Source organism: Clostridium sp. 1001283B150210_160208_E6, from assembly GCF_015669365.1.
Lineage (GTDB): Bacteria > Bacillota > Clostridia > Clostridiales > Clostridiaceae > Clostridium > Clostridium paraputrificum.
The window spans coordinates 37,683-58,169 of sequence record NZ_JADPAA010000012.1 but is presented as its reverse complement, the minus strand read 5'-3'; the positions used below and the strand labels follow the sequence as shown (position 1 = coordinate 58,169).

General features: G+C 30.2%; 22 protein-coding genes and 1 riboswitch. Of the genes, 3 read left to right on the top strand and 19 right to left on the bottom strand.

Annotated elements, in window-relative coordinates:
- Nucleotides 1-93 precede the first annotated feature (93 nt).
- Nucleotides 94-1,044 (bottom strand): L-lactate dehydrogenase, encoded by a 951-nt coding sequence (locus I4V16_RS12840; protein ID WP_049179389.1) that lies wholly within the window; start codon nucleotides 1,042-1,044, stop codon nucleotides 94-96.
- Between the two features lie 313 nt (nucleotides 1,045-1,357).
- Here I4V16_RS12840 and rocF point away from each other — a divergent pair, with 313 nt between their 5' ends.
- Nucleotides 1,358-2,254 (top strand): arginase, encoded by an 897-nt coding sequence (gene rocF, locus I4V16_RS12835; protein ID WP_111937425.1) that lies wholly within the window; start codon nucleotides 1,358-1,360, stop codon nucleotides 2,252-2,254.
- Nucleotides 2,255-2,317: 63 nt separating this feature from the next.
- Nucleotides 2,318-2,929 carry a 3'-5' exonuclease gene (locus I4V16_RS12830; protein WP_111937424.1) on the top strand — a complete coding sequence of 204 codons (612 nt, stop codon included), beginning with the start codon at nucleotides 2,318-2,320 and terminating at the stop codon, nucleotides 2,927-2,929.
- Between the two features lie 91 nt (nucleotides 2,930-3,020).
- On the opposite strand, the gene I4V16_RS12825 is transcribed toward I4V16_RS12830, so the two are convergent.
- Entirely contained in the window at nucleotides 3,021-4,259 is a 1,239-nt protein-coding gene (locus tag I4V16_RS12825; RefSeq protein WP_161954394.1) for a M48 family metallopeptidase, read from the bottom strand.
- 152 nt (nucleotides 4,260-4,411) lie between these two features.
- Between I4V16_RS12825 and I4V16_RS12820 the strand changes: the two genes are divergently transcribed.
- Nucleotides 4,412-4,711, top strand: a complete 300-nt coding sequence (locus I4V16_RS12820) for a hypothetical protein (protein WP_111937422.1) — start codon at nucleotides 4,412-4,414, stop codon at nucleotides 4,709-4,711.
- 45 nt (nucleotides 4,712-4,756) lie between these two features.
- Here I4V16_RS12820 and pflA read toward each other — a convergent pair whose 3' ends face one another.
- The 17 genes from pflA to I4V16_RS12735 all read right to left on the bottom strand — a co-directional run bounded on the left by pflA (nucleotide 4,757) and on the right by I4V16_RS12735 (nucleotide 20,487).
- On the bottom strand, nucleotides 4,757-5,473 hold the full coding sequence (gene pflA / locus I4V16_RS12815) for a pyruvate formate-lyase-activating protein (protein WP_049179394.1): 717 nt from the start codon (nucleotides 5,471-5,473) through the stop codon (nucleotides 4,757-4,759).
- Nucleotides 5,474-5,545: 72 nt separating this feature from the next.
- Nucleotides 5,546-7,774, bottom strand: a complete 2,229-nt coding sequence (gene pflB, locus I4V16_RS12810; RefSeq protein WP_111937421.1) for a formate C-acetyltransferase — start codon at nucleotides 7,772-7,774, stop codon at nucleotides 5,546-5,548.
- 76 nt (nucleotides 7,775-7,850) lie between these two features.
- A riboswitch (ZMP/ZTP riboswitch) is annotated at nucleotides 7,851-7,932 on the bottom strand.
- Nucleotides 7,933-8,046: 114 nt separating this feature from the next.
- On the bottom strand, nucleotides 8,047-8,721 hold the full coding sequence (pyrE, locus tag I4V16_RS12805) for an orotate phosphoribosyltransferase (RefSeq protein ID WP_049179396.1): 675 nt from the start codon (nucleotides 8,719-8,721) through the stop codon (nucleotides 8,047-8,049).
- 89 nt (nucleotides 8,722-8,810) lie between these two features.
- Nucleotides 8,811-9,707 (bottom strand): dihydroorotate dehydrogenase, encoded by an 897-nt coding sequence (locus tag I4V16_RS12800; RefSeq protein WP_111937420.1) that lies wholly within the window; start codon nucleotides 9,705-9,707, stop codon nucleotides 8,811-8,813.
- Between the two features lie 12 nt (nucleotides 9,708-9,719).
- Nucleotides 9,720-10,463, bottom strand: coding sequence for a dihydroorotate dehydrogenase electron transfer subunit (locus tag I4V16_RS12795; RefSeq protein ID WP_049179398.1), 744 nt, complete (start codon nucleotides 10,461-10,463; stop codon nucleotides 9,720-9,722).
- Between the two features lie 23 nt (nucleotides 10,464-10,486).
- Nucleotides 10,487-11,356, bottom strand: a complete 870-nt coding sequence (pyrF, locus tag I4V16_RS12790) for an orotidine-5'-phosphate decarboxylase (protein WP_049179399.1) — start codon at nucleotides 11,354-11,356, stop codon at nucleotides 10,487-10,489.
- 12 nt (nucleotides 11,357-11,368) lie between these two features.
- Complete coding sequence (locus I4V16_RS12785; RefSeq protein WP_049179400.1) at nucleotides 11,369-12,565, bottom strand: dihydroorotase; 1,197 nt, start codon at nucleotides 12,563-12,565, stop codon at nucleotides 11,369-11,371.
- A 24-nt stretch (nucleotides 12,566-12,589) separates the two neighbouring features.
- The gene (locus I4V16_RS12780) at nucleotides 12,590-13,027 is read right to left on the bottom strand and encodes an aspartate carbamoyltransferase regulatory subunit (protein ID WP_027098168.1); all 438 of its coding nucleotides are present in this window, start codon (nucleotides 13,025-13,027) and stop codon (nucleotides 12,590-12,592) included.
- Nucleotides 13,028-13,948: an aspartate carbamoyltransferase gene (gene pyrB / locus I4V16_RS12775; RefSeq protein ID WP_049179402.1), complete on the bottom strand. Its 921-nt coding sequence runs from the start codon at nucleotides 13,946-13,948 to the stop codon at nucleotides 13,028-13,030.
- 233 nt (nucleotides 13,949-14,181) lie between these two features.
- Nucleotides 14,182-14,796, bottom strand: a complete 615-nt coding sequence (locus I4V16_RS12770) for a cyclase family protein (RefSeq protein WP_207742758.1) — start codon at nucleotides 14,794-14,796, stop codon at nucleotides 14,182-14,184.
- Nucleotides 14,783-15,382, bottom strand: coding sequence for a DUF1919 domain-containing protein (locus I4V16_RS12765; RefSeq protein ID WP_205686209.1), 600 nt, complete (start codon nucleotides 15,380-15,382; stop codon nucleotides 14,783-14,785). The genes I4V16_RS12770 and I4V16_RS12765 overlap by 14 nt, the downstream gene beginning before the upstream one ends.
- An 83-nt stretch (nucleotides 15,383-15,465) precedes the next feature.
- Nucleotides 15,466-16,323, bottom strand: a complete 858-nt coding sequence (locus I4V16_RS12760) for a polysaccharide deacetylase family protein (RefSeq protein WP_049179404.1) — start codon at nucleotides 16,321-16,323, stop codon at nucleotides 15,466-15,468.
- Between the two features lie 236 nt (nucleotides 16,324-16,559).
- Nucleotides 16,560-16,934 carry a hypothetical protein gene (locus I4V16_RS12755; RefSeq protein ID WP_049179405.1) on the bottom strand — a complete coding sequence of 125 codons (375 nt, stop codon included), beginning with the start codon at nucleotides 16,932-16,934 and terminating at the stop codon, nucleotides 16,560-16,562.
- A 17-nt stretch (nucleotides 16,935-16,951) separates the two neighbouring features.
- On the bottom strand, nucleotides 16,952-17,512 hold the full coding sequence (locus tag I4V16_RS12750) for an HD domain-containing protein (protein ID WP_049179406.1): 561 nt from the start codon (nucleotides 17,510-17,512) through the stop codon (nucleotides 16,952-16,954).
- Nucleotides 17,513-17,616: 104 nt separating this feature from the next.
- Nucleotides 17,617-19,071 carry a cobyric acid synthase gene (locus I4V16_RS12745; protein WP_049179407.1) on the bottom strand — a complete coding sequence of 485 codons (1,455 nt, stop codon included), beginning with the start codon at nucleotides 19,069-19,071 and terminating at the stop codon, nucleotides 17,617-17,619.
- Nucleotides 19,072-19,080: 9 nt separating this feature from the next.
- Nucleotides 19,081-19,728: a diphthine--ammonia ligase gene (locus I4V16_RS12740; protein ID WP_049179408.1), complete on the bottom strand. Its 648-nt coding sequence runs from the start codon at nucleotides 19,726-19,728 to the stop codon at nucleotides 19,081-19,083.
- Nucleotides 19,729-19,731: 3 nt separating this feature from the next.
- Nucleotides 19,732-20,487, bottom strand: coding sequence for an ABC transporter ATP-binding protein (locus tag I4V16_RS12735; RefSeq protein WP_049179464.1), 756 nt, complete (start codon nucleotides 20,485-20,487; stop codon nucleotides 19,732-19,734).

Below are 20,487 nucleotides of genomic sequence, written 5' to 3'. Positions count from 1 at the left end.
GTTAAAATTATAGAAGTATATTGTTTAAATAAAAGTACAAATCTCTCCAAAAGTAAGAAAGAAACACTATTAAAAAGTGTTTCTTTCTTACTTTTATTTAATGCATTCATTTAAATGCTTCTTTAATATATCTGCTGATTTCTTTAATTTATCTTCTTCTTCATTATTTAAAGATATTTCTATAACTTGTTTTATACCATTTCTGTTAACTATTGATGGTACTGCAAGATATATATCACTAATACCATATTGTCCTTCAAATAAACTAGATACAGTTAAAATTGAATTTTCATCTCTAAATATTGCCTCTACTATTCTATTTACAGCAAGACCTATAGCAAAATAAGTTGCTTTTTTCCTACTTATAATTTCATAAGCTGCATTTTTAACATCATCTTCTATAACCTTTTTAATTTCATTATCCCATTCTAAATTAACCCCTTTAGAATAGTTATCTAAGTCTTCAACCCCTATTCTTGCACTACTCCAAGTAACAACTTCACTATCACCATGCTCACCTATAACATAACCATGGACATTATTATTATTAACTTCAAAATATTTGCCTAAAACATACTTTAATCTAGAAGTGTCAAGGACAGTACCTGATCCAATGACTCTTTCTTTAGGGAATCCTGATAGTTTATATGTGATATAAGTTAAAATATCTACAGGATTAGATACAACTAATAGTATTGATTCTGGACTTAATCTAGCCAATTCTGGTACAAAGCTTTCAAAAATCTTATAGTTCTTATCAATAAGATCTAACCTTGTCTCTCCGTCTTTTTGACCTGCTCCAGCTGTTATTATAATAATATCTGAATCCTTTGTTTCACTAATCCCACCTGCATATATATTAACAGGTTTTACAAATGAAGTTCCATGAACTAAGTCCATTACTTCACCTATTGCCTTTTCCATATTTATATCATATATACAAATTTCCGTTGCTATTCCACTATTCATTAAGGCGTAAGCTGTTGTTGCACCTACAAACCCTGCTCCTATTATAGATATCTTTCTTTTTCCTTCTCCAATCATTTTCAACCCTCCTATATTAGTTCTATTACTTAGTTTTACTATATAGATAATATTTTATTCTCGTTACAAATATTATATCTCATATAATAATTATTATCAATTAATTCTCAGGAAATATTTTCTTTTTATTTGTGCTTATTTTTACTTTTTTTTCGTATTTTACATATAATAAATTTGAATTTAAATTTCTAATTATCCCAAACTATAATAATAATATGAAATTTTTAAAATATTATTTACATTAAACTTTTAAAAGATTAATATAGTACCTGTAGCTATTTTAAAAATTTGTTAGCATACTTGGAGGAATGAAATGAAGATAAATATTATAGGAGTTCCTTTGTTCTATGGTTGTGATAAACCTGGCGTAGAAAAGGGACCTGATGTTCTAAGAAAAAATGGTTTAATTGATGTATTTACTAAAAAGCATGAGGTATGTGACTTAGGAAACGTAAAAGTAAATGAAGTATCCTCTGAAGATAAATATAAATTTAATAACACAATGAAGTATTTAGATGAAATAATTAATATAAATAATGAATTAGCTGATAAAGTTAATAATTCTTTTAATAATGGCGCATTACCTTTAATAATTGGTGGAGACCATGCCCTTGGTATGGGAAGCTTAGCTGGTTGTGGTAAATATTTCGGACAAGACCTAGCTGTAATTTGGGTAGATGCTCATGGAGATATAAATACACCAGAAACATCACCTTCTGGTAATGTTCATGGTATGCCTTTAGCTGCTTCTATGGGTGTTGGATATGATGCTTTAACAAATATTTATTACAATGGTTGTAAAGTTAATCCTAAAAATGTTTATATAATTGGTGCAAGAGATTTAGATAAAGGTGAAGTTGAATTAATTGAAAATAAGCATTTGAATGTTTGGACTATGAACGATATAAAAGAAAAAGGATTAGAAGAATGCTTAAACGAATTAATATCTAAGTTAAATTCATCAAATATAAAGAATGTTCACTTAAGTTTTGATATAGACTCAATAGATCCTACTTTTATTCCTGGCACAGGCACACCTGTAATAGACGGACTAACTATGGAAGGTGGAAAAAAGATTATAAAGGACTTACTAAACACTAACCTTATTAGATCTATTGACTTTGTAGAATTTAATCCTAGCTTAGATAAAGGTGATGTTACTTTAAATAACTGTTTAAGTCTTTTAGAAGAAATTAGTAACAATCTATAGTTCCTAAAGTTTTAATTATGATATAATATTTTTATTATAATCGCTTCAACAGGAGGAACTAATATGAAGTTATTAATTTTTGATACTGAAACAACAAGCATTAAACCAGGACATATTTGTCAATTAAGCTATATCACAATAGATGCTTCAACAAAACCACAACAAACAATAGGGAAAAACTATTTCTTTACTGTTGACGAAATGGATCCAGCTGCTGAAGCTGTTCATGGGTTTTCTTTAGAAAAACTTTATGATTTATCTAATGGTCAATATATTGAAGATTTAACAGAAGAATTTATTAATGATTTTAGTGAAGCTGATTTTGTTATAGGTCATAATGTTAATTTTGACGTTAGATTCTTAAAATTAGAACTTGAGGCTATGGGAATTGACTATGAACCAAAGAATATGTTCTGCACAATGCAATATTATAGAGATATATGTAAAATTCTTAGACCAAGTGGAGATTATAAAAATCCAAAACTTGAAGAAGTAATTAATTTTTTAGGAATTACAAAAGACCAAATATCAAGTAAGGCTGATGAGTTATTCCAAGGTAGTGGTGACTATCATGATGCTAGATTTGATACTGCAGCAACTTACTTGTTAATTATAGAAGGCTTAAAGAAGGGATATATCCCAAGAGGATATTTTTCAAAAAAATTATCAAATTAATTTAAGTAGAGAAATTGCTTTGCAATTTCTCTTTTTTATATAACTATAGTAAAGGAACTTTGCCTAAGGCAAAGCTTCCTCTTGCTTCCCATTATCCATTAGATTTAATAAACTCATTACTTAGTTCTATTCTTTCTCTACAAGTAGGATGATCATAAGCTAGCCATTTAATTACTGGATCAACATCAACTGGAGTTAAATTGCTTTCTATAAATTTAAGCTCTAAAGCTCCATTTGTATATCCATCATTAGTTATTTCCATTGCAAAGGTATCAGCCTCTACTTCCATTTTTCTAGAGTAAGCTGTTTCAATTGGTGAAAATAAAAGTCCAATTACATTTAACATAAATAATATATATGGTACTTTATCTATTTTTCTATAATCTTTAGTAGAAAATCTTCTCATTAAATTATGAACTAACATTAATGTCATTAGTGTCAATAAAGAAGATATTATTGTTGATTTCTGAATATGGTTTAATTTATAATGCCCCATCTCATGAGCTGCTACTGATAATACCTCTTTTTCACTTAATCCATTTAAAGTAGTATCCCAAAATACTATTCTTCTGCTATTATTAATTCCTGTCATATAAGCATTCATACTATTTGTTTCACCACTTTTAGGAATAACCTTTATATCTAAATTTTCTATTCCAGCTTCTTTTGATAAATCTATTATTTTACTCTTTAATTCTCCATCCTCCATAGGTACTAATTCATTTTGGACCTCATCAAAATATGGATAAATATAATTACCTACTAGAGATACGCTTATTAGTATTACTGCTGATAAGAAATACCAACTTTTTCTCTTAAGAAAAATAACATATATTATAGCTACTATTGGGAGTGAAATAAGTAGATCTATAGAATCACTTACTATATAATCTTTAAGAAAATCTAAAAATCCTAAATTACTTAATCCAACAAGTCTTCCTCTATAGAAAGAACTAAAAAGTGATTTAGGAAACATTAAAATCATATTAAATAGGTAATAAACAATAAAAAGAATCCCACCTTCAACTATCTTAAACCTAAAGTTCCATCTCTTTATTAATCCAATTCCACCATAAATATAGAATAATATAGGAAGAATAAGACTTAATACGATTCCACTGTAAAAGTATAATTTAGTAAACTCATAGTTTGCAGCTACTTTATCTGGTGTTTGTGGAATAATTATCTCACCATCTATTATCTCGCACTCTACTTTAACTTTACTTTGAAGAGCCTTCTTATTCTTATTTTCTAATACCATAGTCATTGAGAATAAAAATATAAAAATAAGAGAAAATGCAAGAAAGGTTTTTAAAAGAAACTTTTTCATTCTATCTCCTCCATCCATGTTTATATATATTTATATAACCTCAAAAATATTTCTAAAAACTATGTAAACATTTAACTTATTTCCTTTATATAATTGTAAATTTTTTTATAATTATGTATAATAAAGATATATTTAGTGGGGAGGACTTATTTATGGATTTTAGTACTAAAAATATGATAAAAGCTTTACTAACAGATGCTGTATTATCTATAGGATTTTATTTTTTCTTTGGTATGAAGCTATTACCATTAGCTATTTTAATAGGAACTTTTTTAAGCATATCAATGTTCTTTAACCCAAGCAAACTTCAAAAAGCAAGAAGAGAAGATGAACATAAAGCAAATTCTCAAATTGAAGTACCTAAAGAACTTGATCCAAAAGAAATATCTGAAGAAGATATTAAGAGTTTAGGATTAGATGATATTGATATAGATGAAGATTCAGAGAAATAATACCTTAAATTATAAAAAAACTTTGCTTTCGCAAAGTTTTTTTCTTTATCCAATTACTTCATTAAGTAATTCTTTATACTTATTACATATCTCTTTATCCATTGCAGGAATACCTTCTAGTCTATACTCCATGCCTAAATTTTCATATTTATTTACTCCAAGTAAGTGATAAGGTAATAACTCTACCTTTTCTACATTCTTGATATTTTTAATATATTCACCTAATGCCTTTATATGTTCCTCTCCATCTGTTAATCCAGGAACAACAACATGTCTTATCCACATCTTTGTGTTATTTCTTTGCATAGCTTCTAAGAAATTAAGTGATTCGTCTATTTCTAAACCAGTAACCTTCTTATAGCCTTCTCTAGTAAAATGTTTCACATCATATAATACTAAATCAGTATACTTAAGTATTTCATCATATTCTCCTAAACCATAACCTGCTGTATCAACACAAGTATGTATTCCTTTTTCTTTACAAAGCTTAAGTACTTCTATAAGGAATTCTGGTTGTCTTAATGGGTCACCACCTGAAATGGTTACTCCTCCTCCACTTTGCTTAAAGTAAGGTTTAAATCTTTCTATCTTCTTTACTAATTCTTCAGGGGTATACTCATCTCCACCATTACAATTCCAAGTATCTGGGTTATGGCAAAACTTACATCTTAACGAACACCCTTGAAAAAATACAACTACTCTTATTCCTGGACCATCTACTAGTCCCATTGATTCTATTGAATGAATTCTTCCTTTTATCATTTTATCCTCCGTATTATAAAAATCCCATACCTATATATTACACTACAAATAGGTATGGGAGCAAAATATTAATTATAAACTTTCATGAAAAGTTCTACTTATTACTTCAAGCTGTTGCTCTCTAGTTAATCTATTAAAGTTTACAGCATAGCCTGACACCCTTATAGTAAGTGTTGGATATTTATCGGGATTTTCCATAGCATCCTCAAGCATTGCTCTATTTAATACATTAACATTTAAATGATGAGCCCCTTGAATAAAATACCCATCTAATATAGACACTAAATTATTCTCCCTTGTATCTTCATCTTTTCCTAATGCATCAGGTACAATAGAAAATGTATTTGACACACCATCTTGGCATACCCCTCTATATGGTATTTTAGCCACTGAATTTAATGATGCCAAAGCACCATTTTTATCTCTACCATGCATTGGATTTGCTCCTGGTGCTAATGGTTCCCCCTTCTTTCTTCCATCAGGAGTTGTACCTGTCTTCTTACCATACATTACATTTGATGTTATAGTTAAGGCAGATAATGTATGAATTGCCCCTCTATATAAAGGATGTTTCTTAAGCTCTGATATAAACTTATTTACTAGTTCAACTCCTAAATCATCTGCTCTATCATCGTCATTCCCATACATAGGAAAGTCTCCAACAGTTTCGAAATCAATTGCTATTCCCTCTTCATTTCTTATTGGTCTAACCTTTCCATACCTTATTGCAGAAAGAGAGTCTATGGCAACAGAAAGTCCTGCAATACCAAAAGCCATTAATCTCTCTACATCTGTATCATGAAGAGCCATTTGTCCTGATTCATAGGCATATTTATCATGCATATTATGAATTATATTCATTGTATCTACATAAAGCTTTGCTACATACTCTAATACTTTATAATAGTTTTTCTTAACCTTATCAAAATCTAATATTTCATCTTCTATTTTTTCTATACCTGGAACTACTTTTGTTCCTTTTATCTCATCTATGCCACCATTTATAGCATATAATAATGATTTTGCCACATTACACCTAGCTCCAAAGAACTGCATCTGCTTACCAACCTTCATTGCTGATACACAGCAAGCTATTGCATAATCATCTCCATATACTGGTCTCATAACATCGTCATTCTCATATTGAATAGCATCTGTGGCAATTGAGATTTTAGCACAGTACTTTTTAAAATTTTCTGGTAAATTTTGAGACCATAAAACAGTTAAATTTGGTTCTGGTGCTGGTCCTAAATTAATTAAGGTATTAAGATATCTAAAAGAATTTTTAGTAACTAATGGTTTACCATTAACACCAATACCTCCAATTGATTCCGTAACCCATGTAGGGTCTCCAGCAAATAGTTCATTATATTCAGGAGTTCTTAAGTGTCTAACCAACCTTAGTTTTATAATAAATTGATCAATTAACTCTTGAGCTTCTTTTTCTGTTAATAGCCCTCTCTCTAAGTCTCTTTCTATAAATATATCTAAAAATGTTGATGTTCTACCAAGAGATGTAGCAGCTCCATTATTTTCTTTAACTCCTGCTAAATATCCAAAATATACAGCTTGTACTGCTTCTTTAGCATTAGATGCAGGCTTAGATATATCGCATCCGTATTTTGATGCCATACTTTTAATTTTATTTAAAGCTCTTATTTGTTCTGAAACCTCTTCTCTCTTTCTTACAAGTTCATCAAGCATATCTCCCTGAAGCTCTTTTAAATCTTTTTTCTTTTCTTCCATTAAATAATCAATACCATAAAGCGCAATTCTTCTATAATCACCTATTATTCTTCCTCGTCCATAAGCATCTGGTAATCCTGTTAAAAGTCCTGCATGTCTTGCAGCTCTTATTTCATCTGTATAACAATCAAATACTCCTTCATTATGTGTTTTTCTATATAGTGAAAAATGTTTATCTATTTCTGGATTAAGTTCATATCCATATTCCTTAAGACTTTGATGCACCATTCTTATTCCACCAAAAGGATTTACAATTCTCTTTAAAGGAGCATCTGTCTGAAGCCCTATTATAACTTCATTATTCTTGTCTATGTATCCAGGTTCATAATTATCTATTCCCGATACTCTATCAGTTGCAACATCAATTATTCCCTCTTTCATTTCTTTAATTATAAGCTCTTCACATTCATTCCATACTTTCTTAGTCTTTTCAGTTACTCCCACTAAAAAACTCTCATTGCCTTCATAAACCTTATAATTTTTTTGAATAAAATTTCTTACGTCTATTCCTTGTTGCCATGTACCTGTTTTAAATCCATCCCATTCTTTAAACATGTTAAACCTCCTAAAACATATATAAGCTCATTTTGCCTTAATTAATGATTTAGAATAAAAAAAGCCAACAATCTGAGCTTATTGCCCAGACGGTCGGCATATTATCTTAGTCATACTTCATGTGGTATACTCCACTTCCGTCAGTCATATGACTTCATATATATGATATACTTATTCAACACAAAATGTCAATATAATCCTTTTAAGTAAAATAAAAAGAAACTACAAAAGTAGTTTCTTACAAATCTTTTTTATCTATTTTATCTCACTTCTTATTTAGCTCCATATTGCTCATAATAAGCATCTATTCTAGCTTTTATCTCATCATTAATAATTACTTTTCCATTTACTTCTCTATTATATAGGTATTCAATAACTTCTTCCATAGTAACTATAGCACAAGCCTTAAATCCATACTTTTCTTGTAATTCAACTAATGCAGATTTTTCTCCTTGTCCTTTTTCCATTCTATTTACAGAAATCATAAGTCCAACTGCATTTACATCAGCTTGTTCTTTTAATATTGGCATTGTCTCATAAATTGATTTACCTGATGTAGTAACATCTTCAACTATTAAAACTTTATCTCCGTCATTTAACTTACTTCCTAAAAGAATTCCAGTATCTCCATGATCCTTAACTTCTTTTCTGTTTGAACAATAACTTACATCTATTCCATATAAATCACTTAATGCCATTGTAACTGTTACACTTAGTGGAATTCCCTTATAAGCAGGTCCAAATACTATGTTATAATCATCTCCAAAGTTTTCTTTTATAGCCTTTGCATAATATTCACCAAGTCTCTTAAGTTGGCTTCCTGTCTTATAGTTTCCTGTGTTAACAAAGAAAGGTGTCTTTCTTCCACTCTTAGTTACAAAATCACCAAAAGTTAAAACTCCACATTCTATCATAAATTCAATAAACTCTTTTTTATAAGCTTGCATATTGATCCTCCAAATTTCAAATTAATATTTTAAGTGAATTATCTAGGTAAAAATCTTGTAGTAATTTAAACCATACTACCTTTATTCCCCTACAATATTCCCACAATCTCATTAATATCTTTTATTCCTTGTTCTCTACAGAATCCTTCTATCTCTTCAATTATCTCTTTACCTGCCATTGGATTCATAAAGTTAACTGTACCTATTTGTACTGCACTAGCACCAGCCATCATAAACTCAATGGCATCCTTACCTGTAGTAATTCCACCTAAGCCTATTACTGGTATGCTTACTGCCTTTGATACCTCATGTACCATTCTTAATGCTACTGGCTTAACAGCTGGTCCTGAAACCCCTGCATAAACATTATCAAAGACTGGCTTTCTTTTATATATATCAACGGCAAGTCCCTTTAATGTATTTATTAAACTTAAAGAATCTGCCCCTGCTTCTTCACACTTTAATGCCATTTCAACTATATTTTCTGCATTTGGTGATAATTTAACCATAAGAGGCTTTTTACATAATTTCTTTATTTCTTTTACAAAATCATGAGCTACATCAGCTTTAATTCCATAAGCCATGCCTCCACATTTAACATTTGGACATGAAATGTTAAGTTCTATCATTTGAACTGATGTGTTATTTAACTTCTCTATAGCCTCTGCATAGTCTTCAAAGCATCCTCCACCAACATTAGCAATAATATTAGTCCCTAGCTTCTCCATCTCTGGAAGTTCCTTATTTATAAACCCTTCTATTCCGGGATTTTGTAACCCTACTGAATTCATCATTCCTGATGGAGTTTCATAAACTCTTATTCCAGTGTTACCCTCCTTGGGATTTATTGTAAGACCTTTAGATGATACTCCTCCTAAAATCCCTACATTGTAAAAGTTGTTATATTCTGCACCAAAACCAAAGGTTCCTGAAGCCGCTATAACAGGATTTTTAAATTCTACTCCATTTATATTAACCTTTAACATACTTCATCCCCCTTATAGTTCTACATAATATCCATCAAAGACTGGACCATCTTTACAAGTTCTCTTGTGTCCATCTTTTGTCTTACATGTACAAACTAAACATGCTCCTACGCCACAAGCCATATGCTTTTCCATAGAAACATATACTTTAACCCCTTTTTCTTTACACATATTAACTACTGCCTTCATCATAACTTCTGGGCCGCAGCATAACACTGTATCATAATCTTCAACCTTTAAAATCTCAGTTACAAATCCCTTATGTCCATGTTTCCCTGTATTAGTGGAAACCTCTACCTTATTACCATACTTTGAAAGATTCTCTATTAAATAAACTTCGTCTCTAAACCCTGCATATATATCTATAATTCCGTTAGGATTCTTTTCTCTTAACTTCTTTGAAACTTCAACCATAGGGGCAGTTCCTATTCCACCTGCAACTATTGCTACTTTTCCTAAGTCTCCATCTAAGTTAAAGCCATTTCCTAAAGGTCCTGTAAGACTTATCTCTTCACCAGATCTTAATTTAGAAAACTCTTCTGTCCCCTTACCTACTACTGCATAAAGAAATGTAATTTCATCGCCATTTTTCTCACAAATACTAATAGGTCTTGGTAAAAGTGTTTGTCCATCTAACTTTAACATATAAAATTGTCCTGGCTTTATCTCATTCTTATCTTCACAAACCATCTTATAAATTCCATCAACTATCTTTTCATTTGAAAGAACCTTGGCTTTCCTATAAGTCATGCTCATTTCTTCTCCCCCTAATTTATATTTTATAAATTATTAACTGCTGCTCTTATTTCATCTCTCATTCTTATAGCTTCTTCTCTAGCACTTAATGCAAAATCAGTTTCTGGTCTGTTATCCTTCTTATAAGCTAAAAGTATTCCCCTTGATGAATTTACAACTCCACCATTTCCATTGTTTAAATACATAGCAACATCTTCTGCTTTACCACCTTGAGCACCATATCCTGGTATTAAGAAGAACATTGAGTTAAATCTCTTTCTTAACTCTTTTCCTTCTTCTACATGAGTACACCCTATTACTCCTCCTAGTGGGTGATATCCACATTCAGCAGTAAGTTCTTTTCCCATTTTCATTAGCCTATCTCCAACTACATGATAAACCTTGTCTCCTGATGCAGTGTCTAAGAATTCAATATCTGCAGCTCCTGGGTTTGAAGTTCTTACTAAACAGAATATTCCTTTCTTTCCTGTTTCAATATATGGCATGTATGGTTCAATACTATCTAATCCCATGTATGGACTTAATGTAACAAAATCAGCTTCGAAATCTCCTTCAAAGTGTCCTTTAGCATACATCTTTGCAGTTGCAGCTATATCTCCTCTCTTAATGTCAGCAATTATTATTGCATCCTTTTCTCTTAAGTACTCTAAAGTTCTTCTATAAGCTCTCATTCCTGATAATCCTAAAGCTTCATAATAAGCTATTTGAACTTTATAACAAGCAACAACATCTAAAGTTTCATCTATAATTCTCTTATTAAATTCAACTATAGCATCCTCATTATTCATTCCTTCTTTTAAGAATTCTGGAATATAATCTAATGCTGTATCTAATCCTAAACAGACAACTCCTCTTTCTTCAACTCTTTTATAAATTTTGTCCATAATATTCATAATAGTATCCTCCTATTTTTTATAAACTATTTTTCCGCCCTTAATTGTCATTTGAACTTCTCCGTAATATTCCATTCCATTAAATGGAGTATTGTGCCCCTTTGATGCAAATGACTCACTATCTATTTTAACTTTCTTATCTAAATCTACAAGTACTAAATCTCCATCTCTTCCAATTCCTAGTGTTCCTTTATTCATTCCTAATATTTCTGACGGATTTTTAGACATTATTTCACTAAGTTTATTTAGTGATAGTCCATTTTCTTTTACTAAAGTAGTGTAGCATATAGAAAATGCTGTTTCTAATCCTACCATTCCTGGTGAACCCTTCTTCTTCTCTTCTTCTGTATGAGGTGCATGGTCTGTTCCTATACAGTCAACCATACCAGTCTTTATTGCATTTATTAAATAAGCTACATCCTCTTTTTCTCTTATAGGAGGATTTACTCTATAATCATTAACATCTCTAGTTAAAGCTATATGATGAGGTGTAACTTCACAAGTTACATTAGCACCTAAAAGCTTGGCATTTATTATATATTCCATAGATTCCTTAGTAGAAACATGACACATATGAAGTCTTCCACCTGTTAGTTTACATAGCTCTACATCTCTCCAAGTCATCATATTTTCAGCAACTCTCATATCCATACTAGAGAATTCAGATGTTTCTGCATGAGACATAACAACCCAACCGTATTCCTTAGCTTTTAATAAAGCATCATGCATTACTTTCCCGTTTCCAACTCCTACTCCATCATCAGATATTGCTTTTATTTCCTTATCATCCTTTAATTCATCTAAGTGCTCTAGAGTTTTTCCATCAAAATTCTTTGTTATAGATAAACATTGATGTAAATCAGCAAGTCCAACTTCTTTTCCCCTTCTTCTTACCTCTTCAAGAACCTCATTTGAAGAGCATATAGGTTTTGTATTTGCCATCAAGCAAACTCCTGTAAACCCACCCTTAACTGCTGCTTTTGAACCTGTTTCTATATCTTCTTTCCAAGTTAAACCCGGCTCCCTAAAATGTGCATGAGTGTCAATAAAGGTAGGCATTAGAGTTAGTCCTTTTGCATCAACTACTTCTACACCTTCTTTATTGATTGATTTTGCTACTTCTTTTATTCTGCCACCTTCAACTAAAACATCTCCAATAAAGTTTTGTACACAATCAACAATCTTAGCATTCTTTATTAAAATATTCATCTATAACACCTCTCTTCCTACACATTAAACTTCTGATAACTTAGTTATGTGATCACAATATTCACATCTATATGTACCTTTTTCTCTATCCATTAATATGAAAGAATGTGGCACATATTTTTCATCCACAGTTATGCATCTTGGATTATTACAGATTAAAATATTTTCAACCTTCTCTGGAAGTTCAGGCCTTACCTTTCTTACAATTCTTTCATCCTTAACTTCATTTATTGTAATACTTGGTGATAAAAGTCCAAGTACTGTATAATCTATATCTTCACAATTATCCTTTTCTATTTTTATTATATCTTTTTTCCCCAAGTTTTTACTTTCTGCGTTTATGATTAAAGCTACTCTGTAATCTGTCTTATCTAAATGTAGGTAGTTAAATATTTTAACTCCCATTCCAGCTTCAATATGATCTATAACCAATCCATTTTTAATGCTTGTTATTTCCAACATCTACGCCACCCCCAAAAGCTTGCACATAAGTGCCATTCTTACATACATTCCATACTCAGCTTGTTTAAAGTATGCAGCTCTTTCATCTTCGTCTATTTCCATAGCTATTTCATTAACTCTTGGTAATGGATGCATTACTATCATATCTTTTTTTGCAGACTTCATTTTTTCAACATCTAGAATATAACTATCCTTAAGTCTTAAATACTCTTCTTCATTGAAAAATCTCTCTCTTTGAATTCTCGTCATATAAAGTATATCAAGTTCATCTATTACATCATCTAATCTCTCTACTTCTTTAAACTCTATATTCTTCTTCTCTATAAATTCATCTCTTATGTAATCAGGAATCTTAAGTTCCTTTGGTGAGATTAAGATGAACTTTGTTCCTTCATATCTAGACATAGCCTTTATTAATGAATGAACTGTTCTTCCATACTTTAAATCTCCGCATATACCTACTGTATGCCCTTTTAAGCCATGCTTTAAGAACTCAATTGTTAAAAGGTCTGTAAGAGTTTGAGTTGGATGTTGATGGCCTCCATCCCCTGCATTTATAACTGGAACACTTGAGAATTTACTTGCAACCCTTGCAGCTCCTTCCTTTGGATGTCTCATAGCAATTATGTCTGTATATATTGATACAATCTTTATTGTATCTGCAAGAGTTTCTCCTTTAGATGCTGAAGTAGAATTTGGTTCTGAAAAACCTAAGATTTTACCACCTAGTCTCATCATAGCTGCTTCAAAGCTAAATCTTGTTCTTGTACTAGGCTCATAAAATAGAGTTGCTAAGATTTTCCCATCGCAAACCTTTGAGAATTTCTTAGGATCTTGGATAATTTGATGTGCTAATTCAAAAATTTCGTCTAATTCCTCTAGGGATAAATCCATAGGGTCAATTAAGTGTTTGTTTATCATGTCTATCACTCCTTCTTAACTTCTCTGAGTTAAAATTAAAGGTTATTATTATATAATAAAAAAGCCTTCCTTAATGATAAGGAAGGCATAATAATCCTAATTAATCTTGGCAATTATAATACTTCCTTATTGATCTCGCTGGACCAAATTAAAGGTTTTTCTTTTCGTTAAGAATAACACCAAAAGTAATAAATGTCAATGTAAATAATAGTATATATTTTTACTTACTAACGTTATTTTATAGCCACAGCTCTTACCATACTTCCCTCCCCCTTTATCTTTAATGGAAATGCAATTACTTTAAAATCCTCTTCCCCAGCTAACCTTTCTAAATTGCATAAGTTTTCAAGAATAAAGATTCTATTATTAAGTAATTTTTTATGTATAGTAAAAGGATATCTATCTGGAGATGGCATATCAAATCCAACCATTTTTATTTTCTTATTTATAAAAAGCTCTACTAGTTCTTCATCTATTACAGGATGACTTTCATAATACTTATTAGTTCCATAGTATTTCTCATATCCAGTAAATAGGATTACAATTTCCTTTTCATTTAATAAATCCTCATACTCTTTTTCTAATGTTATTAATTCTTTTCCTCTAACATCTATAATAACCCCTTCTCCCATAAAATTCTCTAAGGGATATTCACTTATATATTTACTACTATCTGTTAGGTGCATTGGACAGTCTAAATGAGTTCCAACATGCATACCAGATTTTAAAACAGAATATGTATACCCATCATTATCATATTTTTTAGTAAATTCAATAGATACTTCTTCATCTCCTGGATACACCGCCATATTATTTTCTATTTCATAAGATAAATCAATATACTCCATTATTAAACCACTCCACATAATCAAAATCATCGTAATACTTTAAATATGTATTTTCTCCCTTATATTCAAAAACAAATCCAAGAGAATGTCTACTTTCAAAACCTTTTATATAATATGTAGATTTAATTTCATCATATGACTTATGTGTTAACATTACCTTATTCTTATAAGGTAAGTTATCAAATCTTTTTATAAGTTCATATGTACACCCATCTTTTTCTGTTGCTAATATGTATAAATTATTTTTATCAATTCTCTTCTTTCTTTCGTCCCACTTTTCTTTTGCTAACTGGAAATTCTCATAATGCATAAAATTTATCTTTATATCCCCTAATTTTCCAATGGGATATTTAGTCCATTCTACTTCTTCTAACTCTAATGCAAGATAATAATCTAACCTTTCTAAAAACTTAATAAAGTCTTCCATAGAAAAATAAAGATTTACAGTTGGCGTATTAAATTTAAGTCCTAAATCATGAAGTATAAAACATCCGTTGCAATTATTTGAGATTAAAGTAAATGACTTATTTTTTAATTCTTCTCTTCTTTCCTTTAGATAAACCGCCCTCATTTCTTCTCTATCCAATTTGTACCACCACCTTAATCTTATTTTATCACATAAAAATTAGCTGCATCAAAACCGTTTTTGACACAGCTAACTATTTAATACTAGTTCATATAGCTTGTAAATATTGATGAAAATGCTTCTATATTCATAGGAGACATTCTAACTCTTCTTAATTCATATAAACCATTTCCAATATGAGCTATTCCACCTTTAGTTGTAACAGCAGCCTTAACTCCAAGATTATCAAGAACACTTATCGTATCTTTTGTATACTTTCCCGTTGGATAGCATAAGAATTTGCTTTCTACTCCAACCTTTTCTTTTAATATCTCTTGTCCTTTTTTAATTGTTGCTTTTTGATTTTCAATGCTTCCAGTTGGTAAATCAAAATGATGGTGTGTATGATTTTCTATACTCATCCCATTATTACTCATTTCCTTTAACATATCAGAATTCATATATGATGTACTAGTATCTATCATGCTAGTAATTATAAAAAACGTTCCCTTTAACCCACTTTCTTTTAATATTGGATAAGCAACTGTGTAGTTGTCTACATATCCATCATCAAAGGTAAGTATCACAGGTCTCTTAGGTACCTTTCCTGTTTCCATTGATGTAACAGCTTCGCCTAATGTCATAGCTGTAAAATTATTAGATTTTAACCATATCATTTGCTCTTTAAACATTGATGGTGGCATTAATAAATTATTATTTGAATCAGCATCAGAAATTGAGTGATACATTAATATTGGTATATTCACCTCATTAGATTGTAATTGAATATATTCTACGACTTCTTCTTTCCTATTACTATGTTCTATATTCACCTCAGAGATATCATCATTTGGAGTCACCTCAGCTCCAACCATGCTTTTTCCTTTTATAGTATTATAATAATTCCATCCAAATAATACTGTTAATACTAATATAAATATTATAGAGATTTTTTTCTTCATAATTTCCACCTTAAACTAATATCTTTTATAACACTTATTATTTGATTTGCTAAGGTATATATACATTGCAATATAATAAAAACTATTCCATTATTGTTAAATAAATATATAATTACATAAAGAATTTTTAAAAAATCTACCTATAGGATTTTAGCGTTGCGTCAAGGAAGTTAAATACAATTGACTTTAAATTGAAAGAGAGTATTAACGAATTTAAGACGTTAATACTCTCTTTATTAATATTTCAGTACACAATCACAAAGTAGATTATTATGCATAATTACTAATTTTTCATTGAAAGGATTTAGATTCTTTATAAGCTCTATAATATTATGAGATATACTCTCTAAATACTTTTTTAAGTATTCTCTGCTATTTGTATATCCAATCTTATTAGGATCTTCAACATTTATTTTTATCTCTTTAATCACCTCATTTATTCCTTCTAACTCCTTTACTACATCAGCTATAAAGTTATCATCGAATATACTCATATTTCCCATTAAGCCATATCTAACTTTATTGGTAATATCCCTAAGGTTATAAATTTGATCTTCAAGCCTAACTGCATCAGCTTTACCCAATACCTTAATTAGCAATCCTTTTTCCATAATACCTACCTCTCTTCCTATTTATTGAAGCTTTCAATAACTTCTATTAGTTTCTTCTTTAATTTATCATGGTCTATCTCTTTATAAACAGATTTTTCTCTAAATTTACTAAGAGAATCTGCAATTTGAAGAATCAAGATTAAGTCTAATATGTTTTTATCTTGTATGTGTTCTATCTTTTTTACTGATGATTTATGATACCTTACTAATAAAGCTACTTTTTCTATGTCATCATCTGATATTTCAAAAAAGTCACCTATATTATTTCTTATCCAATCAGCACCTGCCTGACTATGTTTTTTATCTATTTTCTTTATATCATGAGTAAGAGCTGATAAGTATAATATTCTTTCATCCCTATGGTCTTTATTAATAATATACTTCCTATATAACTTTAAAGCAATATCTCCAGTTAACTTAGAGTGATAGTATCTATACTTCATGGCATCTTTATAGGTTACATTATTGCACTCATTCATAGTTTTCTTATATTCTTCGATACTTCTATCCCAAATGTCATAACTAATCTTTAAAATGCATTCTATAGATACCTCTTCAAACTTTTTCTTTGTACTCATCTCTTTCATCCTTTTTTATAGAAATTCCTCAAAATATAATATGCAGAAATATTATAAATGACTTAATAAAGAAAAAAGAAACTGCCTAAGCAGTTCCACATAAACTAATCACCATTAATTATAGAATTAACAAGGTCCATATCTATATTCTCTTCCAAAATATCACACAACTTATCATACTCATTCATCTTGTATTCTTTATAACTAACTTTTTCATGGCATTCAAGTTGGCTAACATATTTATTTATAAAGGTATAGGCAAAGTCCTCTTCTTCAAATATTCCATGAAGATATGTTCCATATACATTTCCACTCTTCATGCCTAAAACGTCCCCAACTTCTCCCTCTATCCATATAGATTTATCATCTAAGCATTCACTTACTCCATTATGGATTTCATAACCCCTAACAACTAATCCTTCATTATTCTTTGCTTTAACCTGTCTAGTCTTCTTCTTCCCATTAAAAGTAGTAGCTAAATCTAATAATCCTAACCCTTTTACCTCTCTAGGATTCCCCTCTACCCCTAGAGGATCTTTAATCTCTTTTCCTAATATCTGATATCCACCACAGATTCCAAATATTATAGTACCACTTTTGGCTTTTTCCAGGATAATTTCATGAAATCCAGTTTCCTTTATAAAATTTAAATCTTCAATTGTATTTTTACTTCCTGGAATTATAATCATTTTAGCATTTTCAATCTCTTTTGGAGAATTTATATATCTTATGTTAATACCATTCATTGCTCTTAAGACATTAAAATCAGTAAAGTTGGACATATGAGGTAATCTTATAACCACCACATCAATACCTTTTCCCCTTTTATTAGATATCTTTTCTGTAACCCCATCCTCATCCTCAATATTCAATTCAAAATAAGGCATTACTCCTAATACAGGAATATTTATAAGCTCTTCAATTTGTTTCATTGCAGGTTTAAAGAATTCTTTTTTTCCCCTAAACTTATTAATTATTACGCCTTTAATTAAAGCCCTCTCTTCTGGAGGTAAAAGCATTATGGTCCCAACTATTGAAGCAAATACCCCACCTCTATCAATATCCGCAACCAATATTACAGGTGAATTAGAAACCTTAGCCATTTCCATATTTGCTATATCAGTTTCTCTTAAATTTATTTCTGCGCAGCTTCCAGACCCCTCTAAAACTATAAAATCATAGTCCTTAGATATATCATCAAAGGCTTCCTTTGCAACACCCTTTAAATACTTATTTAAGTCCTTATACTTATAGGCATCCATTGTACAGTAAACTTTACCTCTAACAATAACTTGTGTTTTATTGTTTGCACTTGGCTTCATTAAAATTGGATTCATATATTCCTTAGGTTCTATTTCACAAGCTTCTGCTTGAACAACCTGTGCCCTTCCTATTTCATCTCCTTCTTTAGTAACAAAAGAATTTAAAGAAATATTTAAAGCCTTAAAAGGAGCAACATTATATCCTTTTCTTTTATAATATCTACAAAAAGCTGCTGCTAATGTACTCTTGCCTACAGAAGATGCTGTTCCTAAAAACATTAATCTTTTAGCTTCCATACTATCACCCTATCTAATATCTAAATACCCATGAGTTTCTGTAAGAATATTTTCCCCTGTTTCAAATTGAATTTTATTTCTAAACAATGGACCATCAAATACGAAAGTATGATATTCTCCATTTTCTCCACAAGCATCTGAACCAGTTTCCTTTATTTTTTCAACAACTTCTTTTGTTAAAACTTCACCTAAAAACTCTGGTCCCATATCCTTTAGCCTTACATTCTTAATAACAGTTTTAAAGCCACTATCTATAAACTCATAAGTTAACTCTTCTCTATCTTCAAGCCATAATGGAAATATAGCTTCCATTCCTACAGTTTCACATCTTTCAGTGCACCAAGCTCTATGAGCTTCTAAATCTATATCTCCAAATACACAAGCATCTGCACCTTGTTCCTTCCACTTCCTTAAAGTTTTTTCAAATGCAGTCTTGTATTCTTCGCCCTGGCACTTTATCATATCTAATTCTATTTCTAAGGAATTTGATACTTCATTTAATAAATGTTCTGGTATTCCATGAAACCAACTTCTACATACTTTTTTATCAACAGTTACTAATAAAGCTAATGGTGTATGTCCTCTCTTTATCATTCTATAAAGAGAAAGTGTACTATCTTTACCACAACTGTATGACATAACAAACTTTTTCATTATAATCTACCTCCACTTTTCTAAGGCATTTATCATAAACTTCTTTATATTCAATCCATAAACTTCTTCAAGCTTATCTTCTGATAATACATCCTTTGTCTTGCCTTTAGAAACTATATGTCCTTCACTTAACATAATCACATCATCACTAAACATTTGAACAAGGTTTAAATCATGTAATACTCCAATAACAGTTTTTTGATTTTCCTTTGTCCATTTGTTTATATGTTCTAGTATTTCTATCTGACACTTTAAATCCAAATGATTCGTAGGTTCATCAAGTAAAATAATATCAGGTTCCTGTGCAAAAACCCTTGCAAGATAAACTCTTTGAAGTTGCCCTCCAGATAGTTCATTTATAAGTTTATCTTTTAAATCTAAAATTCCTACATTACTAAGACAGTTTAATATTATTTCCTCATCCCTCTTAGAAAGCCTTGCAAATACTCCATCTATATGAGCATATCTCCCTAAAGCAACAGTTTCATAAACAGTATATGGAAAATATATTTGAGAGTTTTGACTCATAAGAGCCACCTTTTTTGCAAGCTCTTTTCTCTTTATACTTTTAACTTCTTTCCCATCTAAAAATATATTTCCTTTATAATCTATTAAACTAACCATTGCCTTAAGCAAGGTACTTTTTCCACATCCATTGGGACCAACTATAGAAACATTTTGTCCCCTAGTTATGTCTATATTAAAATCTTTTATAACATCTTTACCATCATATCCACAGTATAAATTTCTAATCTTTAGCAT

Bases quoted from the DNA above. Each gene is read 5' to 3' on its own strand.
- I4V16_RS12840 (WP_049179389.1), bottom strand. From the start codon at position 1,044: ATGATTGGAGAAGGAAAAAGAAAGATATCTATAATAGGAGCAGGGTTT.
- rocF (WP_111937425.1), top strand. From the start codon at position 1,358: ATGAAGATAAATATTATAGGAGTTCCTTTGTTCTATGGTTGTGATAAA.
- I4V16_RS12830 (WP_111937424.1), top strand. From the start codon at position 2,318: ATGAAGTTATTAATTTTTGATACTGAAACAACAAGCATTAAACCAGGA.
- I4V16_RS12825 (WP_161954394.1), bottom strand. From the start codon at position 4,259: ATGAAAAAGTTTCTTTTAAAAACCTTTCTTGCATTTTCTCTTATTTTT.
- I4V16_RS12820 (WP_111937422.1), top strand. From the start codon at position 4,412: ATGGATTTTAGTACTAAAAATATGATAAAAGCTTTACTAACAGATGCT.
- pflA (WP_049179394.1), bottom strand. From the start codon at position 5,473: ATGATAAAAGGAAGAATTCATTCAATAGAATCAATGGGACTAGTAGAT.
- pflB (WP_111937421.1), bottom strand. From the start codon at position 7,774: ATGTTTAAAGAATGGGATGGATTTAAAACAGGTACATGGCAACAAGGA.
- pyrE (WP_049179396.1), bottom strand. From the start codon at position 8,721: ATGCAAGCTTATAAAAAAGAGTTTATTGAATTTATGATAGAATGTGGA.
- I4V16_RS12800 (WP_111937420.1), bottom strand. From the start codon at position 9,707: ATGTTAAAGGTTAATATAAATGGAGTAGAATTTAAAAATCCTGTTATA.
- I4V16_RS12795 (WP_049179398.1), bottom strand. From the start codon at position 10,463: ATGAGCATGACTTATAGGAAAGCCAAGGTTCTTTCAAATGAAAAGATA.
- pyrF (WP_049179399.1), bottom strand. From the start codon at position 11,356: ATGAATATTATGGACAAAATTTATAAAAGAGTTGAAGAAAGAGGAGTT.
- I4V16_RS12785 (WP_049179400.1), bottom strand. From the start codon at position 12,565: ATGAATATTTTAATAAAGAATGCTAAGATTGTTGATTGTGTACAAAAC.
- I4V16_RS12780 (WP_027098168.1), bottom strand. From the start codon at position 13,027: ATGTTGGAAATAACAAGCATTAAAAATGGATTGGTTATAGATCATATT.
- pyrB (WP_049179402.1), bottom strand. From the start codon at position 13,948: ATGATAAACAAACACTTAATTGACCCTATGGATTTATCCCTAGAGGAA.
- I4V16_RS12770 (WP_207742758.1), bottom strand. From the start codon at position 14,796: ATGGAGTATATTGATTTATCTTATGAAATAGAAAATAATATGGCGGTG.
- I4V16_RS12760 (WP_049179404.1), bottom strand. From the start codon at position 16,323: ATGAAGAAAAAAATCTCTATAATATTTATATTAGTATTAACAGTATTA.
- I4V16_RS12755 (WP_049179405.1), bottom strand. From the start codon at position 16,934: ATGGAAAAAGGATTGCTAATTAAGGTATTGGGTAAAGCTGATGCAGTT.
- I4V16_RS12750 (WP_049179406.1), bottom strand. From the start codon at position 17,512: ATGAGTACAAAGAAAAAGTTTGAAGAGGTATCTATAGAATGCATTTTA.
- I4V16_RS12745 (WP_049179407.1), bottom strand. From the start codon at position 19,071: ATGGAAGCTAAAAGATTAATGTTTTTAGGAACAGCATCTTCTGTAGGC.
- I4V16_RS12735 (WP_049179464.1), bottom strand. From the start codon at position 20,487: ATGCTAAAGATTAGAAATTTATACTGTGGATATGATGGTAAAGATGTT.